Source organism: Variovorax sp. SPNA7 (assembly GCF_033807855.1).
GTDB classification, from domain to species: domain Bacteria; phylum Pseudomonadota; class Gammaproteobacteria; order Burkholderiales; family Burkholderiaceae_C; genus Variovorax; species Variovorax beijingensis.
Genome location: NZ_CP138513.1, coordinates 5,030,676 through 5,056,670 on the forward strand (window position 1 = coordinate 5,030,676; position 25,995 = coordinate 5,056,670).

The following is a 25,995-nucleotide window of genomic DNA, read 5'->3' on the forward strand; positions in this document are numbered from 1 at the left end:
GGGGCGCGTGCACAGGCCGATCAACCACTGCGCTGTCCAACGCTCCCGCCGATGGGGTGCCTTGCGCAGCGAAATAAAGGAGGAGGCCGCAGGCCGGGGGACATTCGCGGAGCAAGGTGCCCCGTCGGTGGGAGCGCGTCCTGAACAAGGCAAGCCAAACACAACGCGATGCGCAAGAGACTTCATGGTCCTAGGCCCCCCGCCGCGCAGCAGCCACCACCAGCCCCGCCGCCTCCGCCATGTCGTCCGCACTGATGATCCGAAGGCCCGACTGCCCGAGGATGGTCTTGCCCAGGCTCTCGTTGGTGCCCTTCATGCGCACCACCAGCGGCACCGCCAGCTGGACCTCGCGCGCAGCAGCCACCACGCCGCGCGCGATCACGTCGCACTTCATGATGCCGCCGAAGATGTTGACCAGGATCGCCCGCAGGTTCGGGTTGCGCAGCATCAGCTTGAAGGCTTCCGTCACCTTCTCCGCCGTGGCGCCGCCGCCCACGTCCAGGAAATTGGCCGGCGATCCGCCATAGAGCTTGATCGCGTCCATCGTCGCCATGGCCAGGCCCGCGCCGTTCACCAGGCAGCCAATGTCGCCTTCGAGCGCAATGTAGGAAAGATCGAACTTCGAGGCCTCGACCTCGGCCGGGTCCTCCTCGTCGAGATCGCGCATCGCTGCGATCTCGGGCTGGCGGAACAGCGCGTTCGGATCGAAGTTGAACTTGGCATCCAGCGCCAGCACGCGGCCGTCGCGCGTGAGCGCCAGCGGGTTGATCTCGGCCAGCGATGCGTCGCAGGCGTCGAAGGCCTGGTAGAGGTTCTGCACCAGCGTGCGCACCTGCGGCAGCAGCTTTCCGGAAAAGCCGATGTCGCGCGCCAGGCCGTCGGCCTCGGCCGCCTTCACGCCGGTGGACGGATCGACGAAGAGCTTGCGAATCTTTTCCGGCGTGCGCGCCGCCACGTCCTCGATGTCCATGCCGCCTTCGCTCGAAGCCATCAGGGCCACGCGGCGCGATTCGCGGTCGACCGCCATGCCGAGGTAGAACTCCTTCTCGATCTCGACGCTCTCCTCCACCAGCAGCCGCTTCACCAGCCGGCCTTGCGGGCCCGTCTGGTGCGTTCGCAGGGTCATGCCGAGCAGCTCGTCGGCATGGCGCCGCACTTCGGCCGCCGACCAGGCCAGCCGCACGCCGCCGCCCTTGCCGCGGCCGCCGGCATGGATCTGCGCCTTGACCACCCAGGCCCTGCCGCCGAGCCGCGCGGCGGCATCGGCCGCCTCGTCGGGCGAAAAGCAGGCATATCCACGCGGCGTGGGAACGCCGTATTTGCGCAATACGTCCTTGCCCTGGTATTCGTGGATATTCATGGCGGCTTTCAGGCGCCGAGTTCGGCGCCGCGGGTTTCGGCCCAGTTGAAATAGCGCCTTTTCATGGCGCCGGCATCGAGCTCGCGCTTTTGATGCTCTTCCTTTTTCTGCTCGATCACCTCGGCCAGGAATTTGGCGTCGTAGGCACGCAGAAGATGCGGCTGGTGGGTGCGCAGGTAGTGGCAGATCCGCTCGACGCCGTCCTGGCTCTCGCGCAGCAGCTGGCAATAGACTTCGCGGTCCCAGTGCCAGCGGAATCCCAATTCGTAGAACGCCGCGTTGTAGGCGTTGCGCTCGGTTTCGCTGCTCCAGTATTGAATTGGCAAATCATCGATCATGAAATTTCTCCTAGAAATTGAATGCCGGGCGTCAAATGGTTTGCGGATCGGCATGATCAAAATGTAGGTTCTATGATCGATAAATAATAGTTAAACTATTTTATTGAATGCATTCACGATAAGTTATACATAATTGGCCGTGAATTCCCGCCGCGGATGGCATTGCCATCCGCGTTTTCCTCAGCCTTCTAAAAACCGGCGCTCAGCTCAGATGACGCCGTCGGCGCGCAGCGCCGCCACGTCGCTGGCGGTATAGCCCAGCTGCATCAGCACCTCGTCGGTGTGCTCGCCGAGCAGCGGCGAGCGCGTGACCTCGGTCGGGCTGTCGGACATCTTGATGGGGTTGCCCACCGTCAGGTACTTGCCGCGCGTCGGGTGGTCGACCTCGACGATGGTGCCGGTCTCGCGCAGCGACGGATCGGCGGCGATTTCCTTCATCGAAAGAATCGGCCCGCACGGAATGTCGTACTGGTTGAGGATGTCCATGGCCTCGAACTTGGTCTTGGTCATGGTCCATTGCTCGATGCGCGCGAAGATCGGCTTCAGGTGCAGCAGGCGTGCGGCCGGCGTGGCGTAGGCCTCGTCGTCGATCCAGCCTTCCTCGCCGATGACCTTGCACACCGCGGGCCACACCGCCCCTTGCGTGATGAAGTAGATGTAGGCGTTGGGGTCAGTCTCCCAGCCCTTGCACTTGAGGATCGAGCCCGGCTGACCGCCGCCCGAGGCGTTGCCCGCGCGCGGCACCGCGTCGCCGAACTTGCCGTCGGGGTACTGCGGGTATTCGTGCATGGTGCCGGTGCGCTCCAGCCGCTGCTGGTCGCGCATCTTCACGCGGCACAGGTTGAGCACCGCGTCCTGCATGGGCGCGAGCACCTGCTGGCCGCGGCCCGTGCTGTTGCGCTGGTAGAGCGCCGCCACGATGCCCAGCGCCAGGTGCAAGCCGGTGCCGCTGTCGCCGATCTGCGCACCGGTGACGACCGGCGGGCCGTCCTCGAAGCCGGTGGTCGAGGCTGCGCCGCCGGCGCACTGGGCCACGTTCTCGTACACCTTGCAATGCTCGTACTTGCCGGGGCCGAAGCCCTTGACCGACGCCACGATCATGCGCGGGTTGAGCTCCTGGATATGGGCCCAGGTGATGCCCATGCGGTCGAGCGCGCCGGGCGCGAAGTTCTCCACCAGCACGTCGCAGGTCTTGATCAGCGAATCGAGCACCTTCTTGCCCTTGGGCTTCTTGGTGTCGAGCGTGATCGAGCGCTTGTTGTGGTTGAGCATCGTGAAGTAGAGGCTGTCCACGCCGGGAATGTCGCGCAGTTGGCCGCGCGTGGCGTCACCTTCGCCGGCGCGCTCCACCTTGATCACGTCGGCGCCGAACCACGCCAGCAGCTGGGTGCAGGTGGGACCGGATTGCACATGGGTGAAATCGAGGATGCGAACGCCCTCAAGTGCCTTGCTGCTCATCAGCTGTCTCCTTTGATCGTGGCCTCTGCTTCTTGCAGACGAGCGCGCAATTTACGCTCTTCGGCGAAGCGGGTGGTTTCGTCGCGCACGATGGCGACGATGCCCGTGACTTCACGACTCTGCGAGAACAGCATCGACACCGTGAAGGCGATCGACAGCGTGTGCCCGTCCTTGTGCAGCGCCGGCACGCGCAGCAGGTCGGCACCGTACTTGGTGATGCCGGTTTCCATGGTCTTCTGGTAGCCGTCCCAGTGCCGCTGTCGCTGCCGCTGGGGAATGATCATGTCGAGCGACTGGCCCAGCGCCTCGGCTTCGGTGAAGCCGAAGATGCGCTCGGCCGCGCGGTTCCAGAGCGTGATCGCCCCTTGCGCATCGCACACCATGATCGCGTCGCCGGCGCCTTCGACGAGCTGCTTGAAATCAACGTTCGCTTGCATGTTTTCCTCTGGCGCTTCAAGTCGATTTCCCGGCGCCGCCCGTGCCTTCGAACAGGCGGCGCCGGGGGAGCCGCTACACGGCCTTTGCTTCCTTGAGATTGTCGATCTGTTGCTTGGTGTAGCCCAGTTCCGCCAGCACCTCGTCGGTGTGCTCGCCCAGCAGCGGCGAGGCGGTGACCTCGGGCTTGAGGTCCGAGAACTTGATCGGGCTGCCGATGGTCCAGTAGCTGCCGCGCTCCTTGTGCGGCACTTCGACGATGGAGCCGCTCTTGCGCAGCGACTCGTCGTGCAGCAGTTCCTTCATCGACAGCACCGGGGCGCAGGGAATGTCGTGCTTGCGGAAGATGTCCACCGCTTCGAACTTGGTCTTGTCCTTGATGAAGTCCTCGATGGTCGCGAAGATCTGGTCGATGTGCGGCTGGCGGGCCTTGGGGGTCATGTAGTCGGGATCGGTCTTCCACTCGGGCTTGCCGAGCGCGTCGCAGATCGGGTCCCAGGCGTGGCCCTGCACCGTGAAGTAGATGTAGGCGTTGGGGTCGGTCTGCCAGCCCTTGCACTTCAGGATCCAGCCCGGCTGGCCGCCGCCGCCCGCGTTGCCGCCGCGCGGCACCACCTTGTCCTTGAAGGCCTCCATCTCGTGCGGGTACTGCGGGTATTCCTCCAGGTAGCCCACGCTGTCCAGGCGCTGCTGGTCGCGCATCTTCACGCGGCACAGGTTGAGCACGGCGTCCTGCATCGAGCAGGCCACCTTCTGGCCCTTGCCGGTCTGCTGGCGGCCGATGATGGCCGTCAGGATGCCGATGGCCAGGTGCATGCCGGTGTTGGAGTCGCCCAGCGCAGCGGCCGAGATCGTCGGCACCGAGTTCTCGCCCTTCCACCAGCCGGTGGTGGAGGCGGCGCCGCCGGCGCACTGCGCCACGTTCTCGTACACCTTCAGGTCTTCATAGTGGTGGCCGTCGCTGAAGCCCTTGACCGAGGCGACGATCATCTTGGGGTTCAGTTCCTGGATGCGCGCCCAGGTGAAGCCCATGCGGTCCAGCGCGCCGGGGCCGAAGTTCTCGACCAGCACGTCGGATTCGCGGATCAGCTTTTCCAGCACCGCCTTGCCCTCGGGCTTCTTCGTGTCCAGCGTGATCGAGCGCTTGTTGCTGTTGAGCATGGTGAAGTACAGCGCGTCGACGTTCGGAATGTCGCGCAGCTGGCTGCGGGTGACGTCGCCGGCGCCCGGGCGCTCGACCTTGATCACGTCCGCGCCGAACCAGGCCAGCATCTGGGTACAGGCCGGACCGGCTTGCACGTGCGTGAAGTCGATGATCTTGATGCCGTTGAGGGGTTTGTTGCTCATTTGAGGTTCTCCTTGATGATGCTGGGTTACTTCTTCTTCGCCGTGCTGGGGTTCAGACTGGTGATGCGGCCGCTTTCGGTGCCGGCGGTCTCGTCGATCACGGCATTGATCAGGGTCGGACGGCGCGAAGCCACGGCTTCGGCCAGCGCCTTCTGCAGTTCATCCGCGGTGGTGGCATTGACGCCCACGCCGCCGAAAGCTTCCATCAGCTTGTCGTAGCGCGCGTTCTTCACGAACACGGTGGGCGCCACGTCGGGCGTGCCGCTCGCGTTCACGTCGGTGCCGCGGTAGACGCCGTTGTTGTTGAACACGACGATGCAGATCGGCAGGTTGTAGCGGCAGATGGTCTCCACCTCCATGCCGCTGAAGCCGAAGGCGCTGTCGCCCTCGATGGCGATCACCGGCTTGTCGGTGACCACCGCGGCCGCCACGGCAAAGCCCATGCCGATGCCCATGATTCCCCAGGTGCCCACGTCCAGGCGCTTGCGCGGCTCGTACATGTCGACGATGCTGCGCGCGAAGTCCAGCGTGTTGGCGCCTTCGTTCACCACGATGGCATCGGGCCGCGCCTTCACCTGGTCGCGGATCACGCTGAGCGCGCTGTGGAAGTTCATCGGCGATGGCCGTGCGGCCAGCGTCACGGCCATCTTCGAGAGGTTCTTGTCCTTGCGCTCGGCGATGGCGCCGGTCCACTCGGCCGGCGGCTTGGCCCACTTGGCATCCACGCCCGCGAGCAGTGCCGCCACGCAGGAGCCGATGTCGCCGATCACCGGCGCGGCAATGGCCACGTTGCTGTCGATCTCGGTCGGCGCGATGTCGATCTGGATGAACTGCTTGGCGCCCTTCTCCTGGCCCCAGGTCTTGCCCTTGCCATGCGACAGCAGCCAGTTCAGGCGCGCGCCCACCAGCATCACCACATCGGCTTCCTGCAGCACGTAGGAGCGCGCGGCCGCGGCCGACTGCGCATGCGTGTCGGGCAGGAGGCCCTTGGCCATCGACATCGGCAGGTAGGGAATGCCGGTCTTCTCGATCAGCGCGCGGATGTCGGCATCGGCCTGCGCGTAGGCCGCGCCCTTGCCCAGCAGGATGAGCGGCTTCTTGGCGCCCTTGAGCAGGTCGAGCGCGCGCTTCACCGCGTCCGGCGCGGGAATCTGGCGCGGCGCGGGATCGATCACCTTGATGAGCGAGCGGCGGCCGGCTTCGGCGTCCATGGTCTGCGCAAACAGCTTGGCCGGCAGGTCGAGGTACACGCCGCCCGGGCGGCCCGACACGGCCGAGCGGATGGCCCGGGCAATGCCCACGCCGATGTCTTCGGCGTGCAGCACGCGGAAGGCGGCCTTGCACAGCGGCTTGGCGATCGCGAGCTGGTCCATCTCTTCGTAGTCGCCCTGCTGCAGGTCGACGATCTCGCGCTCGCTCGAGCCGCTGATGAGAATCATCGGGAAGCAGTTGGTGGTGGCATTGGCCAGCGCCGTGAGGCCGTTCAGGAAGCCGGGGGCCGACACCGTCAGGCAGATGCCGGGCTTCTGCGTGAGGAAGCCGGCCGCGGCGGCGGCGTTGCCCGCATGCTGCTCATGGCGGAACGAGATGACCCGCAGGCCCTCTGCCTGCGCCATGCGCGTGAGGTCGGTGATGGGAATGCCCGGCAGGCCGAAGATGGTGTCGATGTCGTTCAGCTTGAGCGCATCGATGACCAGGTGGAAGCCATCGATCGTCGTTTCGTGCGCCGGCGATGCCTCCTCCGTGGGCTGCTTGAGGGCCAGCACGACTGCATCGCCGTCGTTTGCCCTGTTCTTGGGCTTGAGGGCGTCGTCCAGGGTGGTGGATGCCTCTTTGTCCGTTCTTACTGAAGACATGTCTCTCCTTCTTGCTTGGGTGAATGGCCGAGGCCCGAGCCGGGACTATGATTCGGGGGCATGCTTTCGGGCGTTGACCTCGGTCAACTTTCCGGAAAACGGCACCGGCCAGATGAACCAGAAGTTGTTGTTGCGCATTCGAGCAAGACGGGACCCATGACGCTGTTGGAAAACCACCCGGAGAAAAACATCATTCGCGCGCAGCTCCGGCAGAACATCCTTCTCAAGGACCTGAGCGAGAGCGAGCGCGCCGAGCTGGAAACCCATCTCGTCATCGTGGACGGCAACAAGGGCGATTTCCTGCTGCACCAGGGCGTGCGCGAGATGGAGCAGTACTTCATCCTCGACGGCATCCTCAAGCGGGTGGTGAGCAACCCCGAGGGCAAGGAAATGATCCTGCGCTTTGCCGATGCGCACGACATGGAAACCAGCTACGCGGCGCTGCGGCTGGGCACGCCCACGCCCTACGGCATCGTCTGCGTCACCAAGGCCCGCGTGGCCAGCCTGCCGCTGAAGGAGTGGATCGCGTTCCTGGACCGCCACCCCGAGACCAAGGAACTGTTCGAGTACTGCGTGATGCGCGGCATGAGCGAGATCATGGCGCACACCATCACGCTGCACCTGCTCGACGCACCGGGCCGCGTGCACCGCTTCATGCGCAAGCACCCCGAGCTGGAAGACCGCATTCCCAGCAAGGAGTTGGCGTCGTATCTCAATCTGTCCGCGGAAACCCTGAGCCGGCTCCGAAAACGCGGGAAAATTTAGCTCGCCCCCAGACTGCGCGCACTTCGTGTCGCTTCACCCACCCCCTACCGGGGGCAACACCAGAGGCCCGGCAAAGCCGGTTCCTCGGTGTTTCACGAAAAGAATCTGGGCTCGGAAGAATTGTCTTGGGATGGCTCAGGTCTGCTTGGCCGACGCGAAGCGGCGCGGAACGGTCATCAGGCGCAGCGCGTTGTCGACGTCGCTCACGCCGTCGACCTTGGAGGCCACCTCCTGCGTGAGCGCGCGCTCCTGTGCATTGAGCACGATGCCGCTCAGCTTTACCTTGCCCTGGTCGGCCTCGACGGTCACGCGGATGTCGCCGGTCGCCTCGTTGTCCTTGAGCGCCGACTTCACCCGCGCCGCGAGCACCATGTTGGCCAGCAATGCGCGCGAGGCCGGTGTCTCGGCAAACTCCGGGCGCTCCACCAGCGCGCGGATCTGCGCCACGCAGCTGTCCACCGAGAGGCGGTCCGTGTTGAGCACCAGGTCGTAGAGCACCGGGTCGCCCCAGGTCACGCCGAACTGCGCATGCATGCGCGCGGCGTGCGCGTCGTCGCTGCGCCGGATCTCGGCTTCGGCAAACTCGGCATCGTCGGTTTCGAGGTGCGCCATCAGCCATTCGACCCGCTTCTTCATCGAGCGCGTGATGCGCACGCACACCACGTGCGGCACCGGCCGCAGCAGGCAGGTGGCGCCCCAGCCGCGCAGCACCACGTTGCCGCGGTCGGCCAGTGCGAAGAGCTCCTCGGCCGTGTAGAGCGCAAGGCTGCGCCGGTCGGCGGTGAGCCGCTCGACAAAGCCGGCCTTGCCGTCGCGCAGGCGGCCGATGAAACTGGTCGGCACCTGCATGCGGTCGGCCACGCGCTCGATCGTCTCGTGGCGCATGACCTCGAGGCCGAGCTCTTCGGCAAGCCGAAGCGACACGTCCTTGGCAAGGGAACCCATCTCCTGGGTGAGTGCGATCACTGGCATGTTGTTGTTCTCCGCTCAGTCCACCGGCCGCTCGACGGCAAACTCGTCGGGCTTCTTGGGCTTGACGAGCGCCAGCGCCTTGGAGATCAGCGGCCAGAACAGCAGCACGAGCGCCAGGGTGGTGATGCCGCCGACCAGCGGGTTCGAGAACATGATCATCACGTCGCCCTGCGAGACCAGCATGGCCTGGCGGAACGAGTCTTCCGCCTTGTCGCCGAGCACCAGCGCCAACACCAGCGGCGCCAGCGGGAAGTCGAGCTTCTTGAACAGGTAGCCCACCACGCCGAAGCCGAGCATGAACCAGATGTCGAGCATCGCGTTGTGCACCGTGTAGGCGCCAATGGCGCAGATCACGATGATCACCGGCGCAATGATCGAGAACGGAATGCGCAGGATCGAGGCGAACAGCGGCACCGTGCTCAGCACCACGATCAGGCCCACGATGTTGCCCAGGTACATGCTGGCGATCAGGCCCCAGACGAAGTCCTTCTGCTCGACGAACAGCAGCGGTCCGGGCTGCAGGCCCCAGATCAGCAGGCCACCCAGCAGCACCGCGGCGGTGGGCGAACCCGGAATGCCGAGCGCCAGCATCGGCAGCAGCGCGCTGGTGCCGGCGGCGTGCGCCGCGGTCTCGGGGGCCACCACGCCTTCCATCTGGCCGGTGCCGAACTTGGAGCCGCGCTTGGACATCTTCTTGGCCAGGCCGTAGGCCATGAACGAAGCCGGTGTCGCACCGCCGGGCGTGATACCCATCCAGATGCCGATCAGCGAGCTGCGCAGCGAGGTCACCCAGTACTGCGGCAGCTGCTTCCAGGTCTGCAGCACCACCTTGGGATCGATCTTCGCGCTCTTGCCCGAGAACTTCAGGCCCTCTTCCATCGACAGCAGGATCTCGCCGATGCCGAACAGGCCGATCACCGCAATCAGGAAGTCGAAGCCGCGCATCAGCTCGGGCTGGCCGAAGGTGAGCCGCAGCTGGCCCGTGACCGTGTCCATGCCCACGCTGGCCAGCGCGAAGCCGAGCGCCATCGAGGCCAGGATCTTGAACGGCGAGCCCTTGCCCATGCCCACGAAGCTGCAGAAGGTCAGCAGGTACACCGCAAAGAATTCGGGCGAGCCGAACTTGAGCGCGAACTTGGCCACCAGCGGCGCGAGGAAGGTGATCATGATCACCGCCAGCAGCGCACCCACGAACGACGAGGTGAAGGCCGTGGTCAGCGCGGCGCCCGCATTGCCCTGCTGCGCCATCGGATAGCCGTCGAAGGTGGTGGCCACCGACCACGGCTCGCCCGGGATGTTGAACAGGATGGAGGTGATGGCCCCGCCGAACAGCGCCCCCCAGTAGATGCACGACAGCATGATGATCGCCGAGGTCGGCGACATCGTGAACGTGAGGGGCAGCAGGATCGCCACCCCGTTGGCGCCGCCCAATCCCGGGAGCACGCCGATCAGCACCCCCAGGATGATGCCGACGAACATCAGGCCGATGTTCATCGGCGTGAGGATTACCGAGAAGCCCTGCATCAGGGCACTGATTTCATCCATTTCGCATTTGCTCCGTGAGATTCAGTAGCCGAGAAACCGGAGAGGATCGAGTGCGCCCTTGAACAGCGGCACCTTGAACCACACCTCGAACATGCAGAAGAACACCGTGTTGACGACCAGCGCCGCAATGGCGCTCTTCACCCACGAGTACTTGCCCAGGAACACCATGAACAGCGCGATGTAGATCGCCGACGCCACATAGATGCCGAGCAGCGAGATCGCCGCCACGTACACCGTGGCCGGCAGCAGCACCGACAGCACGCGCTTGAGCTGCACCGAGTCGACGAAGACCTCGGTCTTCCTGTTCTTGCCCAGCAATGCCTGGTACAGGATGCCGGCGCCGGAGATCGTGATGATCACGCCGATGTAGAAGGGAAAGTACCCCGCGCCGGGGCCGTCGCTGGTCCAGCCGGAGCCCAGCCTCTGGCTCTCGTAGATCACCACCAGGCCGATGGCCACCAGGACCAGTGCGACCACTGCCTCGACCACGTGGGTCGCTACGCCGGTGCGCACCGGGCCGTCTGCTGAATTCTCTTCGTGCTCCATGGAGTCCCCATCGTTCGTGTGTATGCCGTGAAACCCAAAGTGCAGCGCTCCGCCCCGCCGCCCCGCGGGCGGCCGTCTCATCAGGCAAGGAGCGCCGCGCGACGCTCGGTAATTGCCTGCTACTTGCTGCTGGCCAGGAAGCCGGCTTCCGTCATCAGCGTGCGGTGCGTGGCTTCCGCTTCCCCGAGCCACTTGGTGAACGCGTCGCCGGTCATGAAGGTCGGGTTGAAGGCACCCTTCTCCATGTATTCCTTCCAGTCCGGCGTGGCGGCGATCTTGGTCAGCAGGTCCACGTAGAAGGCGAGCTGGTCGGGCGTCACGCCGGCGGGCATGAAGATGCCGCGCAGCATCGTGTACTTGGTGGGCACGCCGGCTTCCTTGCAGGTGGGGACATCGTTCCACGACTGCGTCTCCGTCACCTTGGCCTTGAACGGCATGCGCTGGTCGTCGAACACGCACAGCGCGCGCAGCTTGCCCGCACGCCACTGGGCCACCGCCTCGATCGGGTTGTTGACCGTCGATTGCACGTGCCCGCCCACCAGCTGCACCGCCACCTCGCCGCCGCCCTTGAACGGCACGTAGATGAACTTGGTGCCGGTGGCCTTCTCCAGCGCCACCGTGATGATCTGGTCTTCCTGCTTGGAGCCGGTGCCGGCCATCTTGAACTTGCTCGGGCCCGCCGCCTTGGCCGCGGCAATGAACTCGGATGCGTTCTTGTACGGCTGCTCGGCGTTGGTCCACAGCACGAACTGGTCGAGCGCCATCATCGCGACCGGCGTCATGTCCTTCCAGTTGAAGGGCACGCCGGTGGCCATGGGCGTGGTGAACAGGTTGGACAGCGAGATGATGATCTTGTGCGGATCGCCCTTGGCTTCCTTCACCGCAAGAAAGCCCTCGGCGCCCGCGCCGCCCGACTTGTTGACGACGATCAGCGGCTCCTTCATCAGCTTGTACTTGATGACGATGCCCTGCAGCAGCCGGCCCATCTGGTCGGCGCCGCCGCCGGTGCCCGCCGGAATCACGAACTCCACCGGCTTGGTGGGCTCCCATGCGGAAGCTGGTGTGGTGGCCGCGAGCGCCAACATGGCCGCGGTGAAGACTGTGGCCCGACAAGCGCGGGTGCGCGAAAAGAAGTTCTTCATCATGTTGTCTCCTGTGTAAGGGTGCGCTCTTTTTTTGGTGGATCTGAGCCGAGATGCGAACAGGGGCGATGGTGCGCGCAGGAAGAACTCAGCCTGCTTGACCATGGTCAACTTTTCCAAGATTTTGTCTTGGGGTTAGCCCGCGCCGAGCGGCCGGCGAGCGGGGCCTGGCCTGTGCGCCATCGAGGGAAAACGGCACGCACGCGAACGCATGCAACAGCACCGATGGCGGGCACTTTTTTCCTTGCATCCGGGGGGAATTCGGGTAAACCCTAAAATGGCGGTTATTTCCCGATCAACGAATCCCAGGAGTTCCCGTATGTCTACCCTTGACCGATCGTCCAGCACGAGCGCATCCGGTGGCTTGGCTGGCGCGCTCAAGGCGCTCGCCGAAGAGGCCAGCGTGCTCGTTCAGGCCTTGCTCAGCCCCGGCAAGGTGATCGAGGAAGTCGAGCAGATGCGCGCGCTGCAGGTGCGCGCCAACCGCATCGAGGCCTCCGACCCGCTGCGCGCCGACGTGCTGCGCTGGCACGCCTCGCGCATCGGCCTGCGCTGAGCCGGCCGCTGCGCGGCGGCGCGCCGAACTGGTAAAGTCCGGGCCGCCCTCCGTCTTCGTAGTTCAATGGATAGAACGGGGTCCTCCTAAGACTCAGATACAGGTTCGATTCCTGTCGAAGGCACCAACGCCCGCGCCCCGTTCTGCCGCCAGGCCCCCGGCGACACCCCGTACTCGCGCTTGAATGCGCGGTTGAAAGCCGCTTCCGATTCGTAGCCGACACCTTCGGCAATGCGCGCCAGGTTGCCCTGGTCCTTGCGCAGCATGCCGGCGGCCAGGATCATGCGCCAGCGCGCCAGGTAGTGCATGGGCGGCGCGCCCACCAGTTCGGCGAAGCGGTCCGCCAGCACGCTGCGCGAGACGTGGATTTCCTGCGCCAGCGCGTCGACCGTCCAGTTGCGCGCGGGCTCGGCGTGCATCAGCGCCAGACAGCGGCTCACGTGGGGGTCGCGCAGCCCCGCCAGCCAGCCGGGGTTGTTGGCGGGCATGGATTCGATGTAGCCGCGCAGCACTTCGGCGAACAGCACCTCCGCCACCTTGGCGGCGACCATCTCGGAACCGGGCGTGTGCGAAGCCGCTTCGCCCAGCACGAAGTTGACGGACTGCTCGATCCACAGGCCCGCCGGCCTGCTGCGCAGTGACGTGGTGAACAGGCGCGGAATGTTCGCCATGAGGGGGTTGGGCGCATCGCCTTCGTATGCGAACCAGCTGCACACCAGCACCGTGCGGTCGCCATTGCCGCCATAGCGGATGCGCTCCAGTTCGGGCGCGCGCGGATTCACCACATGCGCCACGTCCACCGCCGCATGCTGCAGGCCGCTGCCCAGCACATGCGAGTCGCCGTGCGGCACGGCGATCACCTCGCCGGCATGCGCGCGGATCGGCTCCGCGCCGTCGACCTGGGCCCAGCATTCGCCTTGCAGCACGAGGTGGCAGATGGCCAGCCGCTGCGCGCCGGGCCTGAGCAACTGCGCCATGTGCGCGCCCTTGGGCACCTTGAAGCACCAGGGCGCATGCATGTCCCCGTTCAGGAACAGCGCGCCCTCCAGGCGGATGGTCCGCAGCACGTCCGACAAGACATCCATGGTCACCTCCGGCAAGCGAGGGCGGGGTTTCGGTCAACAAGTCCGGCGCAGCGGGCAATACAACGGTGCTTCGCATCGGCACCATGGATCTTGGTCGCTCCGACCGATTTTATCCAGACAGGAGTATCGCCATGCCCAAATTCCTCATCGAACGGCACATCCCCGGCGCCGGCAAGTTCACGCCGTCGGACCTGAAGGCCATCTCGCAGAAGTCCTGCGGCGTGCTGGGCAGCATGGGGCCCGAGATCCAGTGGGTCCACAGCTACGTGACCGACGACCGGATCTACTGCATCTACCAGGCGGCCAACGAGGCGCTGGTGCGCAAGCATGCGGAGCTCGGCGGCTTCCCGGCCGACCGGATCGACCGGGTGTACGGCGTGATCGATCCGGCCACGGCCGAGTGAAACGAACGCGGCGAGCGGCAAGGACGACCTGCCGCCCTTCCCTGCCGCCCGCTCCCGTTCAAGCCCTGCGCCTGGGCGATGCCGCAAACAGAGCGTCGTCCAGCCGAAGGAAGCCCCAGGACATCGGGCCGTCCTTCGCATAGTCGAGCGGAAGGCCCACCGCCACCTGGTAGGGCTGGCTCTCGTCGGCGGCAGCGATCACGGTGGGGACCACGGAGTCGGGGTTGCTGTACTCGCTCAGGACGACCTGGGCCTTGCACTGGATGAACCACCATCCGATGTCTTCGGTCGAGATCAGGCTCCACAGCTGGCGCGCCCGGGAGGCCTCGGACTTGGCTTGCATGTCCAGTTGCGGCGCGGCGCCGACCGAATCCCCGAGGGTCAGCACCATGTCGCTTGGCATGGCTGTCTGCAGGTACCACCAGCCCGGCTCCCCGGCCGCGGGAACGAACTCCCACTGCTGGTTTGCCCGCGTCTTGTCGTCCACCGGCTTCTTGTCCCACAGGATCACCGGCGTCCCCGGCGCCGCGGACTGGCCACGTATGTCGAGCACCTTCCCTGTGTCCTTGTGCTGGATGTAGAAGAACTCTCCATGGCCGGGCGTGGACGGCGGCGGTTTTTTTGGTGCGGACGCCGCGGCAGCGCGCGCCTTCTCCTTCTCTATGGCCGCGGCCACGGCGCTGTTCGGACCCAGCGGCGGAACCAGCGGAGGCGGGACGATGGGAGGCAGCGGGCCGGTGATCTGGTGCCAGTACTTTCCGATGAGTGCGACGGCTTCATCGATGTTCACCTCGTTGCCATGGCGCTGGAGCAATTCGATCGCCTGCGCATTGGTCGAGTTTTCGGGAATGAAGCAGGGCAGCCGGGGATTGATGTTCACATACCGGTCGCCGAGCAGCATCTTGGCCAGGCGCGGCATCGTCTCGGCGGACGTTCCGCTCAGGCACATGTCGAGCACCGGCGACGACCGCGCCTGGTTCATGAGGAAAGGCGGCGTGTTGTCGAACGGATTGCCGTCGCCGTCCATCCACTGCTTCGCGCCCCATTCGGCCGTGTCGCTGGCGACCCAGTCGGGCATCAGGCCCGTGCCAATCGTGATGGCCACGATCTTCTCGAGCGGCACGCCGTTGCGCACCGCCAGGCAGATGGCTGCGACCGTCGGGTCGTGGTTGAAGAAGGCGCCGTCCACGTTGCCGAGCACCGAGCCCAGTTGCCCGGGCATCGCGCCGCTCGATGATGCCGCGATCGCGATCGGCGTGTCGGCATTCCCCTCGAGGCCGTCGATCCTGTCCTGCTCGGTACCGAGCATGTTGGTGAACATGAGCGTGTCCCATGGCTTGGGAACAACGCGGCCGTCCTCCCGGGTTTCCAGGCCGCCGACATTGAACGAAACCAGCAGCACGCTGCGCGGCGCTTTCGACACGGGCGAATCGCCATGCAGCGCGGCCTGGGAGGCGATCACATCTGCAATGGGATACGCGGGCTTGTCCGGCCGGTCGTTCATGTTGTTGTAGAACTTGATCTCGCCGGTCGGGGAAGTGAATAGCCCGATGAGATCTCCCGGCGTCTTGCCGGCCAGCAATTCGCTCGTGATGATGGCGCCGGTGGAACAGCCCGCCAGCATCAGCGTGTTCTCCAGCACATGGTCGTGCTTGTCGGCCAGGCGCTGGAGGATGGTTGCCGACAGAAGGCCGCGAATGCCTCCTCCCACGAATGAGAGGATGGTGAAAACAGGTTGGTTCGAATCCACGAAACACTCCTTGGTTGCCCCCCGAATTGGGGGGAGCGGAGTGTCTGCCGGCGGATTAAATATTTCTACGAGTGAAATCCCGCTGAATTAGAAGGGCCTCACTCAAGTTCTATTGGAAATAACTACGAACTACTGGATGCGTTCCACCAATTCCCGTGGCAGCCAAAAGACATAAAAGTCAAAGGTAAATGAATTGCGCACCCAAAAAGCCCACGGATTTCCATTGAATAACGCTTCACCCGATTTCAGAAAAAACAGCCTTTATTCGATCTGAAGCTTGTTCGCGGTTCCCGCATGCAATTCCGGCGGCGGCGACGCCTGCTGCTGCTGCCTTTGCACCGGCCCGACCAGCGGGCCCGGTCCGGATTCGCCCAGCCCTCTTCGCCCGATGCCTCTCACGAGGTGGCGCGGCAAGTGGTGTGTCCGTCGTATGTACTCGAGGGCCTCGCTGCGTGCTGGTTCGGACGCCGGTAGAAACATCTGCAATACGCTCATGATGTCATCCCGTGAAAGCCAGAAAAATGTGGCTGGCTCGGTCTCGAAGGACCGCAGCCGCGGGTCTCGATGCGGCCTCTGGCGTGGGTCGCAGGCGCATTATGGGCGCCGAAATGCGACCGGTTCGCACGGCCCCTCGGGCAGTAGTGTTGCTGTGCGCTTACTTACAAACCATAGTACTCATTCAGCCCATCCAGCCGTCACAGGTGCCGCGCCACGAGCACCACCGCCCCCGCAAGCGAGATGGCGCCACCCACGATTTTCCTCAGCATTCTCATCAGGTTCTTTCTCCAGCGTAGAACCTGCATGGTCCGATGTTTTGGACCGGCGCGGGTTTGGCAATTCTCATGATCGGGATAGGCGGCGCCCTGCAGCGATCGGCCCTGTAGGCACCCGCCCACGCGCACGGATTGATTTCTCCCGCAAGCCGCCGCCGCAGGCCCGGCCAATGTCGGGTGGACGAATTCCGGTTCCTCCTCACGACGCCTCCGTGCGTCGTTAAGCGCTCCCTCGGGAGCGCTTTTTTTGCCTGCCGCCCCGCGTGGCTAGTGCGTCTCGCGGCGCAGTTGCTGCACGTCTTCGTGCAGCGCCTGGGCCCAGGCGCGGCGGTCGCGCCCGTGCGAGGACTGCGGCTCGCCGAAGCGCACGATGGCCAGGAGCGGCGGCGCGCGCAGCGTGTTCCAGAGCGAGGTCAGCAGGTTGTCGTCGTCGATGTAGCGCGGCGCCTGGCTGGTTTCCCCGGTGGCCGCATCGGCAAAGCGCAGCGCGGCCGGCAGCACGGGCGCGCCCGACGAAATGGCGGCCTGCAGCAGGTTGGCATGGAAGGGCAGCAGCCCGCGCCCGTCGCTCGTCGTGCCTTCGGGGAAGACGCCGATCAGGTCGCCGTTGCGCAGCGCCTCGGTCATGTGGTGCACCACGCGCAGCGCATCGCGGCGGCGTTCGCGCTCGATGTAGAGCGAGCCCGCGCCGGTGGACAGCGTGCCGATCAGCGGCCAGTGCTTCACGCCCGCCTTCGAGACAAAGCGCACGTGGCAGGCGGCATGGATGGCCGTGATGTCGAGCCACGAGAGGTGATTGCTGATGAGCAGCACCGGCCCCTGCGCGGGCGGTCTGCCCTGCACCTGGAGCGCGATGCCCATGATCTCGAGCAGGCGCCGCGACCACTGCTGCACCCGCAGGTTGCGCTCTTCCTGCGACAGGCCCGGAAAGGTGAAGCGGATCGTCCACCAGCCACCGAGCGCGTGCCCCACCGCATGCAGCAGGCGCCAGCAGGCCTTCAGTGAATGAACCATCGAGGAGCGGGTCCTTTCAGCCGTGCACGACGCGGCCCGCGACGAGGGTGTGGCGCGCACGTCCCAGCAGCGGATAGCCCGAGAACGGCGTGTGCTTGCCCTGGCTCTTGAGCGCTTCGGGCTGCACCTGCCATTCGAGGGCCGGATCGAAGACGCACAGGTCGGCCACGCCGCCCTCGGCCAGCCGGCCGATGCCGGTGCCCGCATCGGCGGCCGTCAGCAGCCGCGCGGGCGCGGAAGTGACGACTTCCAGCGCGCGCACGATGCCCGCGCCGCTGCGCTCGCCCCACTGCAGCGCCAGCGGCAGCAGCAGTTCGAGCCCGGTGGCGCCGGGTTCGGCTTCGGCAAAGGGCAGCGTCTTGGCATCGGCCTCGACCGGCGTGTGGTCGGACACCAGCGCATCGATGGTGCCGTCGGCCAGCGCGGCCGACAGCGCGTCGCGGTCGCCCTGCTGGCGCAGCGGCGGATTGAGGCGCGCGCGGCTGTCGAAGAAGCCGATGTCGGTGTCGGCCAGGTGCAGCGAATTGATGCTCACGTCGCAGGTGAGCGGCAGGCCCTGCGCCTTGGCCGCGCGCACCAGCGCCACGCCCGCGGCACTGGAGATGCGGCACAGGTGCACGCGCGCGCCGGTGCTCTTCATGAGCTCGACGATGGTGAAGATCGCGATGGTTTCGGCCGACACCGGCACGCCCGAGAGGCCCAGGCGCGTGGCCAGCGGGCCGCTGGCCGCCACGCCCTTGCCAAGGTCGCGGTCCTGCGGGCGCAGCCACACGGTGTAGCCGAAGGTGCTCGCGTAGAGCAGCGCGCGCTGCAGCACCTGGGTGTCTGCCAATGGCACGTCGGCCTGGCTGAAGCCGATGCAGCCGGCCTCGGTGAGCTCGGCCATTTCGGTGAGCACGCCGCCCGCGAGGCTGCGCGTGAGCGCGCCGAGCGGAAAGAGCCGCGCGCCCTGCAGCTTCTCGGCGCGGAACTTGAGCATCTCGACCAGGCCGGGCTCGTCGAGCACGGGGTCGGTGTCGGGCGGGCACACGAGGCTGGTGACGCCGCCCGCAATGGCCGCGGCCATTTCGCTTTCGAGCATGCCTTCGTGCTCGTAGCCGGGCTCGCGCAGGCGCGCGGCCAGGTCGACGAGGCCGGGCGCGACGACGCAGCCCGCGGCATCGAGGGTGCGCTCGGCCTTGAAGCCGGCCGGCATGTGGCCGATGCCGGCGATCTTGCCGTCGGCAATGGCGATGTCGGTCTTCTTGTCGATGCCCGATGCGGGGTCGATCACTCGCCCGTTGGAGATAAGGATGTTCATGCTTCGTTACCTGCGACGATGCTCATTACCGCCATGCGCACCGCGATGCCGAAGGTGACCTGGGGAAGGATCACGCTCTGCTTTCCGTCGACCACGGCGGAGTCGATCTCCACGCCGCGGTTGATCGGCCCCGGATGCATCACGATGGCATCCGATTTCGCCAGCTGCAGCTTCTCGGGCGTGAGCCCGTAGGTCTTGAAGAACTCCTGCGACGAGGGCAGCAGCGCGCCGCTCATGCGTTCGTTCTGCAGGCGCAGCATGATGATGACGTCGCAGTCCCTGATGCCCTCTTCGAGCGTGTGGCACACGCGCACGCCCATGCCGGCCATGTCGTCGGGCACCAGCGTCTTGGGGCCGACCACGCGCACCTCGGCGCAACCGAGCGTGGTGAGCGCATGGATGTCGGAGCGCGCCACACGCGAGTGCAGCACGTCGCCGACGATCGCCACCGTGAGGTTCGCAAAATCCTTCTTGTAGTGGCGGATCGTGTACATGTCGAGCAGCCCCTGCGTCGGGTGCGCGTGGCGGCCGTCGCCGGCGTTCACCACGTGCACGTGCGGCGCCACATGCTGCGCGATCAGGTACGGAGCGCCCGACTCGCTGTGGCGCACCACGAACAGGTCGGCCGCCATCGCGCTCAGGTTGGCGATGGTGTCGAGCAGCGACTCGCCCTTGGTGGCCGAGGAGCGCGCGATGTCGAGGTTGATGACGTCGGCCGACAGGCGCTTGGCCGCGATCTCGAAGGTGGTGCGGGTGCGCGTCGAGTTCTCGAAGAACAGGTTGAACACGCTCTTGCCGCGCAGCAATGGCACCTTCTTCACCTCGCGGTCGCTCACGCTCGTGAAGTTGGCGGCGGTGTCGAGGATGTGCGTGACGATGTCCTTGGGCAGGCCCTCGATCGACAGCAGGTGGATCAGTTCGCCGTTCTTGTTGAGTTGCGGGTTTCGCTTGTAGAGCATCAACGGTTCTCCTCGACTTTCAGGCTGAAGGCGCCGTCGTCTGCGCGCGCGAGTGCGAGCAGCTGCGTATCGGGCAGCGTGAGCTTCGCGGCCGCGAAATCCGCCGCCACCGGCAGCTCGCGCCCGCCGCGGTCCACCAGCACCGCGAGCCGCACGCAGGCCGGGCGGCCGAAGTCGAACAGCTCGTTGAGCACCGCGCGGATGGTGCGGCCGGTGTAGAGCACATCGTCCAGCAGCAGCACGTCGGCGCCGTTCACGTCGAAGGGCAGCGCGGTCTGCGCGCTGGCCGAGAGGCCGCGGCGCGCGAAGTCGTCACGGTGCATGGCCGACGAGATGACGCCGGGCGCGCCGGGCAGGCCCAGGTCCTTCTGCAGCCGCTCGACCAGCCAGGCGCCGCCGGAGGTGATGCCCACCAGCTTGGTGTCGGTGCGCATCAGCGCTTTCACGCCGGCCAGGAGGCCTGTGTAGAGCACTTCGGCATCGGGTATTGAACTCAAGGGATGCTCCTCAAAAATTGCTCCAGGATGATGCAGGCCGAGGCCGCATCGGCGTCGCGCGCGCCGGAGGCCAGCGCCTCGGTCGTGCTGTAGCGCTCGTCGACCTCGAACACCTGGAGATTGAAACGGCCGCGCAGTTGCCGCGCGAACTTCTGCGCGCGGCGGGTGTTCTCGTGCGGGGCGCCATCGGGGTGCCAGGGTACGCCGACCACCAGCGCGTCGGGCTGCCATTCCTTGATGCGGGCCTCGACCTGCGCAAAGCGGGCGTCGCCCTCGGCCTTGATGGTGGCCTGCGGGGTCGCGGCGCCGAGCAGGCGGTTTCCGCTGGCGACGCCGGTGCGCTTCAGGCCGAAGTCGAAGGCCAGGAAGCTCTGGAAGTGGGGAGGAACGGCAACGGCAACAGGGGCGGCGGAGGGAGCGGCGGGAGGGGCGGGAACGTCTGGCATGGCAGCGGCCATCACGCGTGTCCCGCTTCCGGCGACAGTTTCCAGGCTTCCAGGCCCAGCAGCAGCAGCGCCCTGTCGTAGCGCTGCTCGACCGGCGTGTCGAAGATCACGGCCGGATCGGCGCCCACGGTGAGCCAGCTGTTCTCGGCCAGTTCCGACTCGAGCTGCCCCTCGCCCCAGGCCGAATAACCCAGCGAAACCAGCACCTTGCGCGGGCCCGCGCCGGTGGCCAGGGCCTCGAGCACGTCCTTGGAGGTGGTCATTTCAAGGCCGCCGGGAATGGTCATGGTCGAGGCGTAGACCGATTCCTCGGGCTTCTCGGCATGGGTGAACACGGGCTCGTGCAGCACGAAGCCACGCTCGGTCTGCACCGGCCCACCCTGGAAAACGGGTGCGTCGCCGAGTTCGGGACGCGACAGGTGGAGTTCGATTTTCTCGAACAGCACCTTCAGGTTGATGTCGCTGGGTTTGTTGATCACCAGCCCGAGCGCACCGCGCTCGCTGTGTTCGCACAGGTAGACGACGCTGCGGTTGAAAGTTTTATCTTCCATCCCCGGCATCGCGATCAGGAAGTGATGCGTAAGGTTCATCGGGGCAGAATCGGCAGCCATATGCCGCCGATTTTACTGGCCGTCGACAAGACCTATCCCAAAGGGCTCATGTGGTTTCGCCGCGACCTGCGCGTGGACGACAACGCAGCGCTCTACCACGCGCTGCGGGCCTGCCGGCAGGTGGTGTGCGTTTTCGTGTTCGACCGGGCCATCCTGGACCCGCTGCCCCGCATCGACCGGCGCGTGGAATTCATCCGGGAATCGCTGGTGGAGCTCGAGGAAGAACTGCGGGCGCTGAGCGGCGGGCTGATCGTGCGGCACGCCCACGCCATCGAGGAGATCCCGGCGCTGGCGCACAGCCTGGATGTGCAGGCCGTCTTCGCCAACCGGGACGACGAGCCCGACGCGCTGGCGCGCGACGCCCAGGTGCTGGGCGCCCTGGCCAACGCGGGCGTGAGCTTCTACACCTGCAAGGACTCCACCGTCTTCGAGCGCGACGAGGTGCTCAACAAGACCGGCCAGCCGTACACGGTGTTCACGCCCTACAAGCGGGCCTGGCTCGCGAAGGTGGACTCCTTCTTCCTGAAGCCCTACCCGGTGCGCAGCCATGCCGACGCGCTGGCGCCGCCGCCCGCGGCCTATCGCACGCCGGTGCCTTCGCTCGAGGACATCGGCTTTGGCCGGAGCAATCTCTCCGAGCTCGACATTCCCACCGGCAGCCAGGGTGCGGCGACGCTGTTCGAGGACTTTTTCCAACGCATCGACCGCTACGACGCGGCGCGCAATTTTCCGGCGGTGCGGGGCCCGAGCTACCTGGGCGTGCACCTGCGCTTCGGCACCGTCTCGATCCGGCAGCTGGCGGGGGTTGCGCACCAGCTCTTCCTGCAGGGCGACGCGGGCGCGGCCGCCTGGCTGGGCGAGCTGATCTGGCGCGAGTTCTATTTCCAGATCCTGGTGCACTTTCCGCACGTGCATTCGGGCGGCGAGTCGAAGAGCTTCCGGCCCGAGTACGACAGGATCCAGTGGCACCACGGCAAGCATGCCGACCAGCTGTTCGACGCCTGGTGCCAGGGCCGCACGGGCTACCCGCTGGTGGATGCGGCCATGCTGCAGATCAACCAGAGCGGCTACATGCACAACCGCCTGCGCATGGTGGTGGCCAGCTTCCTCTGCAAGGACCTGGGGCTCGACTGGCGGCGTGGCGAGCGCTACTTTGCGCTGCACCTGAACGACTTCGAGCTGGCTTCGAACAACGGCAACTGGCAATGGGCCAGCTCCAGCGGCTGCGACGCGCAGCCCTGGTTCCGCATCTTCAACCCGGTGACGCAGAGCGAGCGCTTCGACCCCGAAGGCAAGTTCATCCGGCGCTACCTGCCGCAGCTCGCGGGGTTGTCGAATGCCGCGATCCATGCGCCCTGGACGGCGTCGCCGGTGGAACTGGAAGCCGCCGGCATCAAGCTCGGCGAGACCTACCCCAGGCCGGTGGTCGACCACGCCGAGGCGCGCGAGCAGACGATGCGGCGCTACGGCGCCGTGCGCGGCGCCGACCAGCCGCCGCTCAGCGGCGCGTCAGCACGATCTCCGCGGCGGCGTCGGAGCGCCCCCTGAGCGTGCCCGCGTCGAGCTGCTGGAAGGTGATGAGGTTGTCGCGGCAGCCGGTGAGCGCCTTGCTGCCCTGCAAGTGCAGTTCGTAGACGCCGCTTTCCACGCGCCGCCACTGCGTCGGGGTCGGGATGCCGACACAGGGATCATTGGGGTTCTGCGCCAGCGTGCGCCAGGTGCCGCCTGCAGCCTGCAGCTGCAACTGGGCATCGACCTGGCGGCCGTTCTTGAGCGTGATGCGCGCGGTCCAGTCGCCTTCCAGTCCATCGGCCGCCTGGGCTGCGGCCGGCCCTGCGGCCAATGCCAGCATGCCGGCGCAGGCTGCGGTACGCCACAGGATGTGCTTCATACCGCGCTCCCGATGCCCAGCTGGGGCTTCATGGCCTCCCAGGCCACGCCATTGAGGCGGCGCGCGCTGGTGCGGTTGTATTGGGTGTCGGACTTGGTTGCGCGCATCACATAGACCTGGCCGCCGTACTCGCCGTAGGTGCGCAGCCGGCGCACGCCCACGTCGGTCGGCGGATGGCCGCCGTTGAAGGCCAGCACGCGCGCGCCGCCCTCGGTGCGGATCTCCACCGTGCCGGTCTCGGTGGCCGCGCAACTGTCGTGCGTTTGAGTCTCGGAATTGAAGTTGCAGGCGTAGTACTGCACCGTGCCGGCACCGGTAAAGGCCACGCGCAGCAGGCGCGTCTCCAATTCGTTCAGCGCCCCCAGGCTGGTGGTACCCGTTCCGGCCGGCAGGTTGACGCCCGAGGCCGGGAAGGCCGCGATCAACGCTTCCAGCGTGGTGAAGCCCATCGCATCGCTGGGGTCGCTGGCGAGATTTATCGAATAGGGCTGCGCCAGCTCCCACCCGCGGCGGTAGCGCAGCTGCGACCCGGCCGGGAAGGTGGCGTCCGGGTTGGCGAAAGCGGTGGCCGGCACCACGCCGAAGATGCTGTTGCCATCGGCCGCCTGCATCTCGGCCACCACCTCGGCCATCTTGCGGCCGGAGATGTCTGTGACCACGGTGTGGGCGAGGCTGCGCGTGGTGCCGCCGCAATAGTCGCTGCGGCTCGGCGCGCCAAAGGTGCTGGTGAAGGCCGCGTTCTCGTCGCAGCGCACCCACCCGTTGGCGCCCAGTTGCACGAAGACGCCGTAGAGCTTGTCGTGCGCGATGGGTGCACCATTGGTCAGGCCTTCGCGCCGGTCGGTGAGCTTCAGCTTGCCGGTGGCCGGATCGGGCACCCCATCGGTCGGATAGGTCCGCGCGGTGTAATGGTCGGCGCGCGCGAAGTCCAGCCGGGCCAGCTGGTCCGAGGCCACCGGCGTGACGGTGGCCGGATCGACCAGCCGCAAGGCCACGCCGCTGTGCAGCGCATCGGCCGTGACCAGCGCGGCGGTGAAGGCGTTGTCCTCGAGGCGGCCGGGGTCGGTCACGGGCACGGCCTGGTAGTCGTACAGCTGGGCAACCTCGGGCAGGCCCAGCTGCAGCAGCACCAGCGCCTCGGCCCGCTCGGGCGCCAGGCCCGCCGCCACGCCCGCCTGCAGCAGCGTGGTCAGCGGATTGACCTGCCCGCGGTGCCCGGCCGGCGCGCTCATGGTGAAGGGCTGAGAGAACGACGGCAGCGAGGGATTGCCGCCGTCCACCTGCGCCAGCAGCGGCGCGGCGGCAAGCTCGGCTGCCGCGGCCGCATCGGCCGGCGTGTAGCCGAAGCTGTAGGCGCCGTCCTCGCCGGTCTTGCTGGCGGCCGCGGGCTCACCCTCGTCGCAGGCGCCGTTGCGGTTGCGGTCCACGCAGACCAGCGCCCCGCTCACCGGGCCGAGCACCATCACCTTGCCCGACACCGTGACCGGCGACGGGGACGACGGCGGGTTGCCGCCGCCCGGGCCAAACGGCGGAAAGCCGCCGCCGCCCCCGCCACCTCCCCCGCCGCCGCAGGCGGACAGCGCGAGCAGAAGGCCTGCGCAGGCCGACGGAACGGCCGCTCTGGTGAATCGAATGTGCATGGTCTTTTTCCTCCAGGTTGTGTCGAATGCCAAGGTCGCCTGATAAGCGAACCTTTGTTCTCAACAGTGTGGGAGGGCGGTTTGCACGGCGCATCGCGCAAATGCACGATGCGCGGCGATCGGCGGAGCTGTAGTAGGTACCCCTTGCGCGTTGACACCCGGCAGCGCGGGCGCGCATCATGGCCGTGGGAAAAACCGGCAGGCCAGGGAGGCACTACATGAACCGGAATCTCGCTTTGCGCCGCACGCTCGACGCCATCGCGCACCTGGACGATCCGCAGCCGCCATGGCGCGACCTGCTGCAAGGCATGCAGCAGGTGATCGGCGGCGACAGCGCCACCTTCATCCTGCTGGAGCGCGGCAGCGAGCTGCTGAGCTTCCAGCAGGTCAATGTTTCACCGGCCGCCGAGCGCGAATACATGCAGCATTTCTGCGCCCACGACATCCTGATTCCGCCGACCCTCGGCGCGGCGCCGGGAAGCTGGTTCGACACGCACGAGCTGTTCTCGCCCGCCTTTCTCTCGAAGAATCTCTACTACGCCGACTTCATGTGCCGCCACGAGGCGCGCCAGATGCTGGCCTGCATCCTCGACGAGGGCGCGCAGCGCCGCGGCGGCCTGACGGTGCAGCGCAGCACGGCCGCGCATGCGCGCCGGCTGCTCGACAGCACGCGGATCCGCCGCGTCACCCAGGCGCTGCGCCAGGGACTGGCGCGCCGCGACGAGCGTGCCCGGCTGTGGCTCGGCGGCGCCGAATCCGCGCTCGCGGCCTTCGGCGAGGCGGTCTTGCTGGTGACGCCTGCGGGCACGGTGCTGCGCGCATCGGCCGGCGCGCAGGAGTTCTTCGGCACCAGCCGCTCGCTGCGCCTGCGCGGCCAGCGGCTCTGGCATCCGGATGCGCAGACGCAGCAGGCGCTGGTGGCCGGCCTGCGGCTGGCGGCGCAATCGCGTCAGCGGGTCTGCCTGCCCATCTCCGGCGGATCGGCGGGCCTGCAAGAACTGGAAATGGCACGCGCCGCACCGCAGCTGAGCCTGGGCGAGGAGGTGCTGGTGCTGGCACGCATCCGCCTCGGCCGTTCGCAGGCGGCGCCCTCGATCGACGGCCTCTGCAGCGCCTTCGGAATCACGCCTGCCGAGGCGCGCGTGCTGGCCGCGCTCATCGCGGGCCAGTCGCCCAAGCAGCACGCCGGCGCGCAGGGCGTGTCGGTACACACGGTGCGCAGCCAGCTCGGCTCGCTGATGGCCAAGATGGGCTGCACGCGGCAGGTCGACCTGGTGCGCAAGGCGCTGCTTGCGCCTTAGGACA

Annotated in this window: 25 protein-coding genes and 1 tRNA gene; 6 read left to right on the forward strand and 20 right to left on the reverse strand. The window is 66.6% G+C overall.

Annotated elements, in window-relative coordinates; all coding sequences use genetic code 11:
• Positions 1-190: 190 nt before the first annotated feature.
• The 6 genes from sucC to oxc all read right to left on the reverse strand — a co-directional run bounded on the left by sucC (position 191) and on the right by oxc (position 6,794).
• On the reverse strand, positions 191-1,360 hold the full coding sequence (gene sucC / locus RZE77_RS23595; RefSeq protein ID WP_319439517.1) for an ADP-forming succinate--CoA ligase subunit beta: 1,170 nt from the start codon (positions 1,358-1,360) through the stop codon (positions 191-193).
• 8 nt (positions 1,361-1,368) lie between these two features.
• Complete coding sequence (locus RZE77_RS23600; RefSeq protein WP_405546420.1) at positions 1,369-1,752, reverse strand: HAD family hydrolase; 384 nt, start codon at positions 1,750-1,752, stop codon at positions 1,369-1,371.
• A 153-nt stretch (positions 1,753-1,905) separates the two neighbouring features.
• Positions 1,906-3,156 carry a formyl-CoA transferase gene (gene frc, locus RZE77_RS23605; protein WP_319439518.1) on the reverse strand — a complete coding sequence of 417 codons (1,251 nt, stop codon included), beginning with the start codon at positions 3,154-3,156 and terminating at the stop codon, positions 1,906-1,908.
• Positions 3,156-3,593: a PAS domain-containing protein gene (locus tag RZE77_RS23610; protein WP_319439519.1), complete on the reverse strand. Its 438-nt coding sequence runs from the start codon at positions 3,591-3,593 to the stop codon at positions 3,156-3,158. The genes frc (RZE77_RS23605) and RZE77_RS23610 overlap by 1 nt, the downstream gene beginning before the upstream one ends.
• A gap of 73 nt (positions 3,594-3,666) precedes the next feature.
• Positions 3,667-4,938 carry a formyl-CoA transferase gene (frc, locus tag RZE77_RS23615; protein WP_319439520.1) on the reverse strand — a complete coding sequence of 424 codons (1,272 nt, stop codon included), beginning with the start codon at positions 4,936-4,938 and terminating at the stop codon, positions 3,667-3,669.
• A 26-nt stretch (positions 4,939-4,964) separates the two neighbouring features.
• Complete coding sequence (oxc, locus tag RZE77_RS23620; protein WP_319439521.1) at positions 4,965-6,794, reverse strand: oxalyl-CoA decarboxylase; 1,830 nt, start codon at positions 6,792-6,794, stop codon at positions 4,965-4,967.
• A gap of 156 nt (positions 6,795-6,950) precedes the next feature.
• Between oxc and RZE77_RS23625 the strand changes: the two genes are divergently transcribed.
• Positions 6,951-7,559, forward strand: coding sequence for a Crp/Fnr family transcriptional regulator (locus RZE77_RS23625; protein ID WP_015867259.1), 609 nt, complete (start codon positions 6,951-6,953; stop codon positions 7,557-7,559).
• A gap of 135 nt (positions 7,560-7,694) precedes the next feature.
• Here the strand turns inward: RZE77_RS23625 and RZE77_RS23630 are convergent, their stop codons facing one another.
• The 4 genes from RZE77_RS23630 to RZE77_RS23645 form a co-directional block, all read right to left on the reverse strand.
• Positions 7,695-8,531 carry a cytidylate kinase family protein gene (locus RZE77_RS23630; protein ID WP_319439522.1) on the reverse strand — a complete coding sequence of 279 codons (837 nt, stop codon included), beginning with the start codon at positions 8,529-8,531 and terminating at the stop codon, positions 7,695-7,697.
• Between the two features lie 15 nt (positions 8,532-8,546).
• Entirely contained in the window at positions 8,547-10,076 is a 1,530-nt protein-coding gene (locus RZE77_RS23635; protein ID WP_124960231.1) for a tripartite tricarboxylate transporter permease, read from the reverse strand.
• A 21-nt stretch (positions 10,077-10,097) separates the two neighbouring features.
• Positions 10,098-10,622 (reverse strand): tripartite tricarboxylate transporter TctB family protein, encoded by a 525-nt coding sequence (locus RZE77_RS23640; protein WP_319439523.1) that lies wholly within the window; start codon positions 10,620-10,622, stop codon positions 10,098-10,100.
• A gap of 119 nt (positions 10,623-10,741) precedes the next feature.
• Positions 10,742-11,767: a Bug family tripartite tricarboxylate transporter substrate binding protein gene (locus RZE77_RS23645; RefSeq protein WP_319439524.1), complete on the reverse strand. Its 1,026-nt coding sequence runs from the start codon at positions 11,765-11,767 to the stop codon at positions 10,742-10,744.
• Between the two features lie 316 nt (positions 11,768-12,083).
• Here RZE77_RS23645 and RZE77_RS23650 point away from each other — a divergent pair, with 316 nt between their 5' ends.
• Together RZE77_RS23650 and RZE77_RS23655 are read left to right on the forward strand one after the other, a co-directional pair.
• Complete coding sequence (locus RZE77_RS23650) at positions 12,084-12,320, forward strand: hypothetical protein (protein WP_307595819.1); 237 nt, start codon at positions 12,084-12,086, stop codon at positions 12,318-12,320.
• Positions 12,321-12,372: 52 nt separating this feature from the next.
• Positions 12,373-12,447, forward strand: a tRNA-Arg gene (locus RZE77_RS23655).
• On the opposite strand, the gene RZE77_RS23660 is transcribed toward RZE77_RS23655, so the two are convergent.
• Positions 12,407-13,405, reverse strand: a complete 999-nt coding sequence (locus tag RZE77_RS23660) for an AraC family transcriptional regulator (protein ID WP_319442405.1) — start codon at positions 13,403-13,405, stop codon at positions 12,407-12,409. The two genes, RZE77_RS23655 and RZE77_RS23660, sit on opposite strands and share 41 nt — an antisense overlap.
• Before the next feature lie 131 nt (positions 13,406-13,536).
• On the opposite strand from RZE77_RS23660, the gene RZE77_RS23665 reads away from it, so the two are divergent.
• Positions 13,537-13,809 carry a DUF4242 domain-containing protein gene (locus RZE77_RS23665; protein WP_319427718.1) on the forward strand — a complete coding sequence of 91 codons (273 nt, stop codon included), beginning with the start codon at positions 13,537-13,539 and terminating at the stop codon, positions 13,807-13,809.
• A gap of 58 nt (positions 13,810-13,867) precedes the next feature.
• On the opposite strand, the gene RZE77_RS23670 is transcribed toward RZE77_RS23665, so the two are convergent.
• The 7 genes from RZE77_RS23670 to RZE77_RS23700 form a co-directional block, all read right to left on the reverse strand.
• The gene (locus RZE77_RS23670; protein ID WP_319439525.1) at positions 13,868-15,559 is read right to left on the reverse strand and encodes a patatin-like phospholipase family protein; all 1,692 of its coding nucleotides are present in this window, start codon (positions 15,557-15,559) and stop codon (positions 13,868-13,870) included.
• Between the two features lie 1,040 nt (positions 15,560-16,599).
• Positions 16,600-17,346, reverse strand: coding sequence for a lysophospholipid acyltransferase family protein (locus RZE77_RS23675; RefSeq protein WP_319439526.1), 747 nt, complete (start codon positions 17,344-17,346; stop codon positions 16,600-16,602).
• A gap of 16 nt (positions 17,347-17,362) precedes the next feature.
• Positions 17,363-18,646 carry a dihydroorotase gene (locus tag RZE77_RS23680; RefSeq protein ID WP_319439527.1) on the reverse strand — a complete coding sequence of 428 codons (1,284 nt, stop codon included), beginning with the start codon at positions 18,644-18,646 and terminating at the stop codon, positions 17,363-17,365.
• Complete coding sequence (locus RZE77_RS23685) at positions 18,643-19,605, reverse strand: aspartate carbamoyltransferase catalytic subunit (RefSeq protein WP_319439528.1); 963 nt, start codon at positions 19,603-19,605, stop codon at positions 18,643-18,645. The genes RZE77_RS23680 and RZE77_RS23685 overlap by 4 nt, the downstream gene beginning before the upstream one ends.
• Positions 19,605-20,102 carry a bifunctional pyr operon transcriptional regulator/uracil phosphoribosyltransferase PyrR gene (gene pyrR / locus RZE77_RS23690; protein ID WP_319439529.1) on the reverse strand — a complete coding sequence of 166 codons (498 nt, stop codon included), beginning with the start codon at positions 20,100-20,102 and terminating at the stop codon, positions 19,605-19,607. The genes RZE77_RS23685 and pyrR overlap by 1 nt, the downstream gene beginning before the upstream one ends.
• Positions 20,099-20,560, reverse strand: coding sequence for a Holliday junction resolvase RuvX (ruvX, locus tag RZE77_RS23695; RefSeq protein WP_319439530.1), 462 nt, complete (start codon positions 20,558-20,560; stop codon positions 20,099-20,101). Before ruvX ends, pyrR begins: the two co-directional genes overlap by 4 nt.
• Positions 20,560-21,159, reverse strand: a complete 600-nt coding sequence (locus RZE77_RS23700) for a YqgE/AlgH family protein (RefSeq protein ID WP_015867381.1) — start codon at positions 21,157-21,159, stop codon at positions 20,560-20,562. The genes ruvX and RZE77_RS23700 overlap by 1 nt, the downstream gene beginning before the upstream one ends.
• Between RZE77_RS23700 and RZE77_RS23705 the strand changes: the two genes are divergently transcribed.
• The gene (locus RZE77_RS23705) at positions 21,160-22,707 is read left to right on the forward strand and encodes a cryptochrome/photolyase family protein (RefSeq protein ID WP_319439531.1); all 1,548 of its coding nucleotides are present in this window, start codon (positions 21,160-21,162) and stop codon (positions 22,705-22,707) included. It abuts the gene before it with no gap.
• Here the strand turns inward: RZE77_RS23705 and RZE77_RS23710 are convergent.
• Positions 22,658-23,050 carry a hypothetical protein gene (locus RZE77_RS23710; protein WP_319439532.1) on the reverse strand — a complete coding sequence of 131 codons (393 nt, stop codon included), beginning with the start codon at positions 23,048-23,050 and terminating at the stop codon, positions 22,658-22,660. The genes RZE77_RS23705 and RZE77_RS23710 overlap by 50 nt on opposite strands.
• Positions 23,047-24,690, reverse strand: a complete 1,644-nt coding sequence (locus RZE77_RS23715) for a hypothetical protein (RefSeq protein WP_319439533.1) — start codon at positions 24,688-24,690, stop codon at positions 23,047-23,049. Before RZE77_RS23715 ends, RZE77_RS23710 begins: the two co-directional genes overlap by 4 nt.
• Before the next feature lie 218 nt (positions 24,691-24,908).
• On the opposite strand from RZE77_RS23715, the gene RZE77_RS23720 reads away from it, so the two are divergent.
• Positions 24,909-25,991 carry a helix-turn-helix transcriptional regulator gene (locus tag RZE77_RS23720; protein ID WP_319439534.1) on the forward strand — a complete coding sequence of 361 codons (1,083 nt, stop codon included), beginning with the start codon at positions 24,909-24,911 and terminating at the stop codon, positions 25,989-25,991.
• Positions 25,992-25,995: the final 4 nt, after the last annotated feature.

Coding starts and splice junctions, on each gene's coding strand:
- RZE77_RS23630 (WP_319439522.1), bottom strand. CDS start 8,531: ATGCCAGTGATCGCACTCACCCAGGAGATGGGTTCCCTTGCCAAGGAC.
- RZE77_RS23700 (WP_015867381.1), bottom strand. CDS start 21,159: ATGGCTGCCGATTCTGCCCCGATGAACCTTACGCATCACTTCCTGATC.
- RZE77_RS23625 (WP_015867259.1), top strand. CDS start 6,951: ATGACGCTGTTGGAAAACCACCCGGAGAAAAACATCATTCGCGCGCAG.
- oxc (WP_319439521.1), bottom strand. CDS start 6,794: ATGTCTTCAGTAAGAACGGACAAAGAGGCATCCACCACCCTGGACGAC.
- RZE77_RS23710 (WP_319439532.1), bottom strand. CDS start 23,050: ATGAAGCACATCCTGTGGCGTACCGCAGCCTGCGCCGGCATGCTGGCA.
- RZE77_RS23665 (WP_319427718.1), top strand. CDS start 13,537: ATGCCCAAATTCCTCATCGAACGGCACATCCCCGGCGCCGGCAAGTTC.
- RZE77_RS23640 (WP_319439523.1), bottom strand. CDS start 10,622: ATGGAGCACGAAGAGAATTCAGCAGACGGCCCGGTGCGCACCGGCGTA.
- sucC (WP_319439517.1), bottom strand. CDS start 1,360: ATGAATATCCACGAATACCAGGGCAAGGACGTATTGCGCAAATACGGC.
- ruvX (WP_319439530.1), bottom strand. CDS start 20,560: ATGGCCGCTGCCATGCCAGACGTTCCCGCCCCTCCCGCCGCTCCCTCC.
- RZE77_RS23600 (WP_405546420.1), bottom strand. CDS start 1,752: ATGCCGATCCGCAAACCATTTGACGCCCGGCATTCAATTTCTAGGAGA.
- RZE77_RS23645 (WP_319439524.1), bottom strand. CDS start 11,767: ATGATGAAGAACTTCTTTTCGCGCACCCGCGCTTGTCGGGCCACAGTC.
- RZE77_RS23650 (WP_307595819.1), top strand. CDS start 12,084: ATGTCTACCCTTGACCGATCGTCCAGCACGAGCGCATCCGGTGGCTTG.
- frc (WP_319439518.1), bottom strand. CDS start 3,156: ATGAGCAGCAAGGCACTTGAGGGCGTTCGCATCCTCGATTTCACCCAT.
- RZE77_RS23680 (WP_319439527.1), bottom strand. CDS start 18,646: ATGAACATCCTTATCTCCAACGGGCGAGTGATCGACCCCGCATCGGGC.
- RZE77_RS23720 (WP_319439534.1), top strand. CDS start 24,909: ATGAACCGGAATCTCGCTTTGCGCCGCACGCTCGACGCCATCGCGCAC.
- RZE77_RS23705 (WP_319439531.1), top strand. CDS start 21,160: ATGCCGCCGATTTTACTGGCCGTCGACAAGACCTATCCCAAAGGGCTC.
- RZE77_RS23685 (WP_319439528.1), bottom strand. CDS start 19,605: ATGCTCTACAAGCGAAACCCGCAACTCAACAAGAACGGCGAACTGATC.
- frc (WP_319439520.1), bottom strand. CDS start 4,938: ATGAGCAACAAACCCCTCAACGGCATCAAGATCATCGACTTCACGCAC.
- RZE77_RS23610 (WP_319439519.1), bottom strand. CDS start 3,593: ATGCAAGCGAACGTTGATTTCAAGCAGCTCGTCGAAGGCGCCGGCGAC.
- RZE77_RS23675 (WP_319439526.1), bottom strand. CDS start 17,346: ATGGTTCATTCACTGAAGGCCTGCTGGCGCCTGCTGCATGCGGTGGGG.
- RZE77_RS23715 (WP_319439533.1), bottom strand. CDS start 24,690: ATGCACATTCGATTCACCAGAGCGGCCGTTCCGTCGGCCTGCGCAGGC.
- RZE77_RS23660 (WP_319442405.1), bottom strand. CDS start 13,405: ATGGATGTCTTGTCGGACGTGCTGCGGACCATCCGCCTGGAGGGCGCG.
- RZE77_RS23635 (WP_124960231.1), bottom strand. CDS start 10,076: ATGGATGAAATCAGTGCCCTGATGCAGGGCTTCTCGGTAATCCTCACG.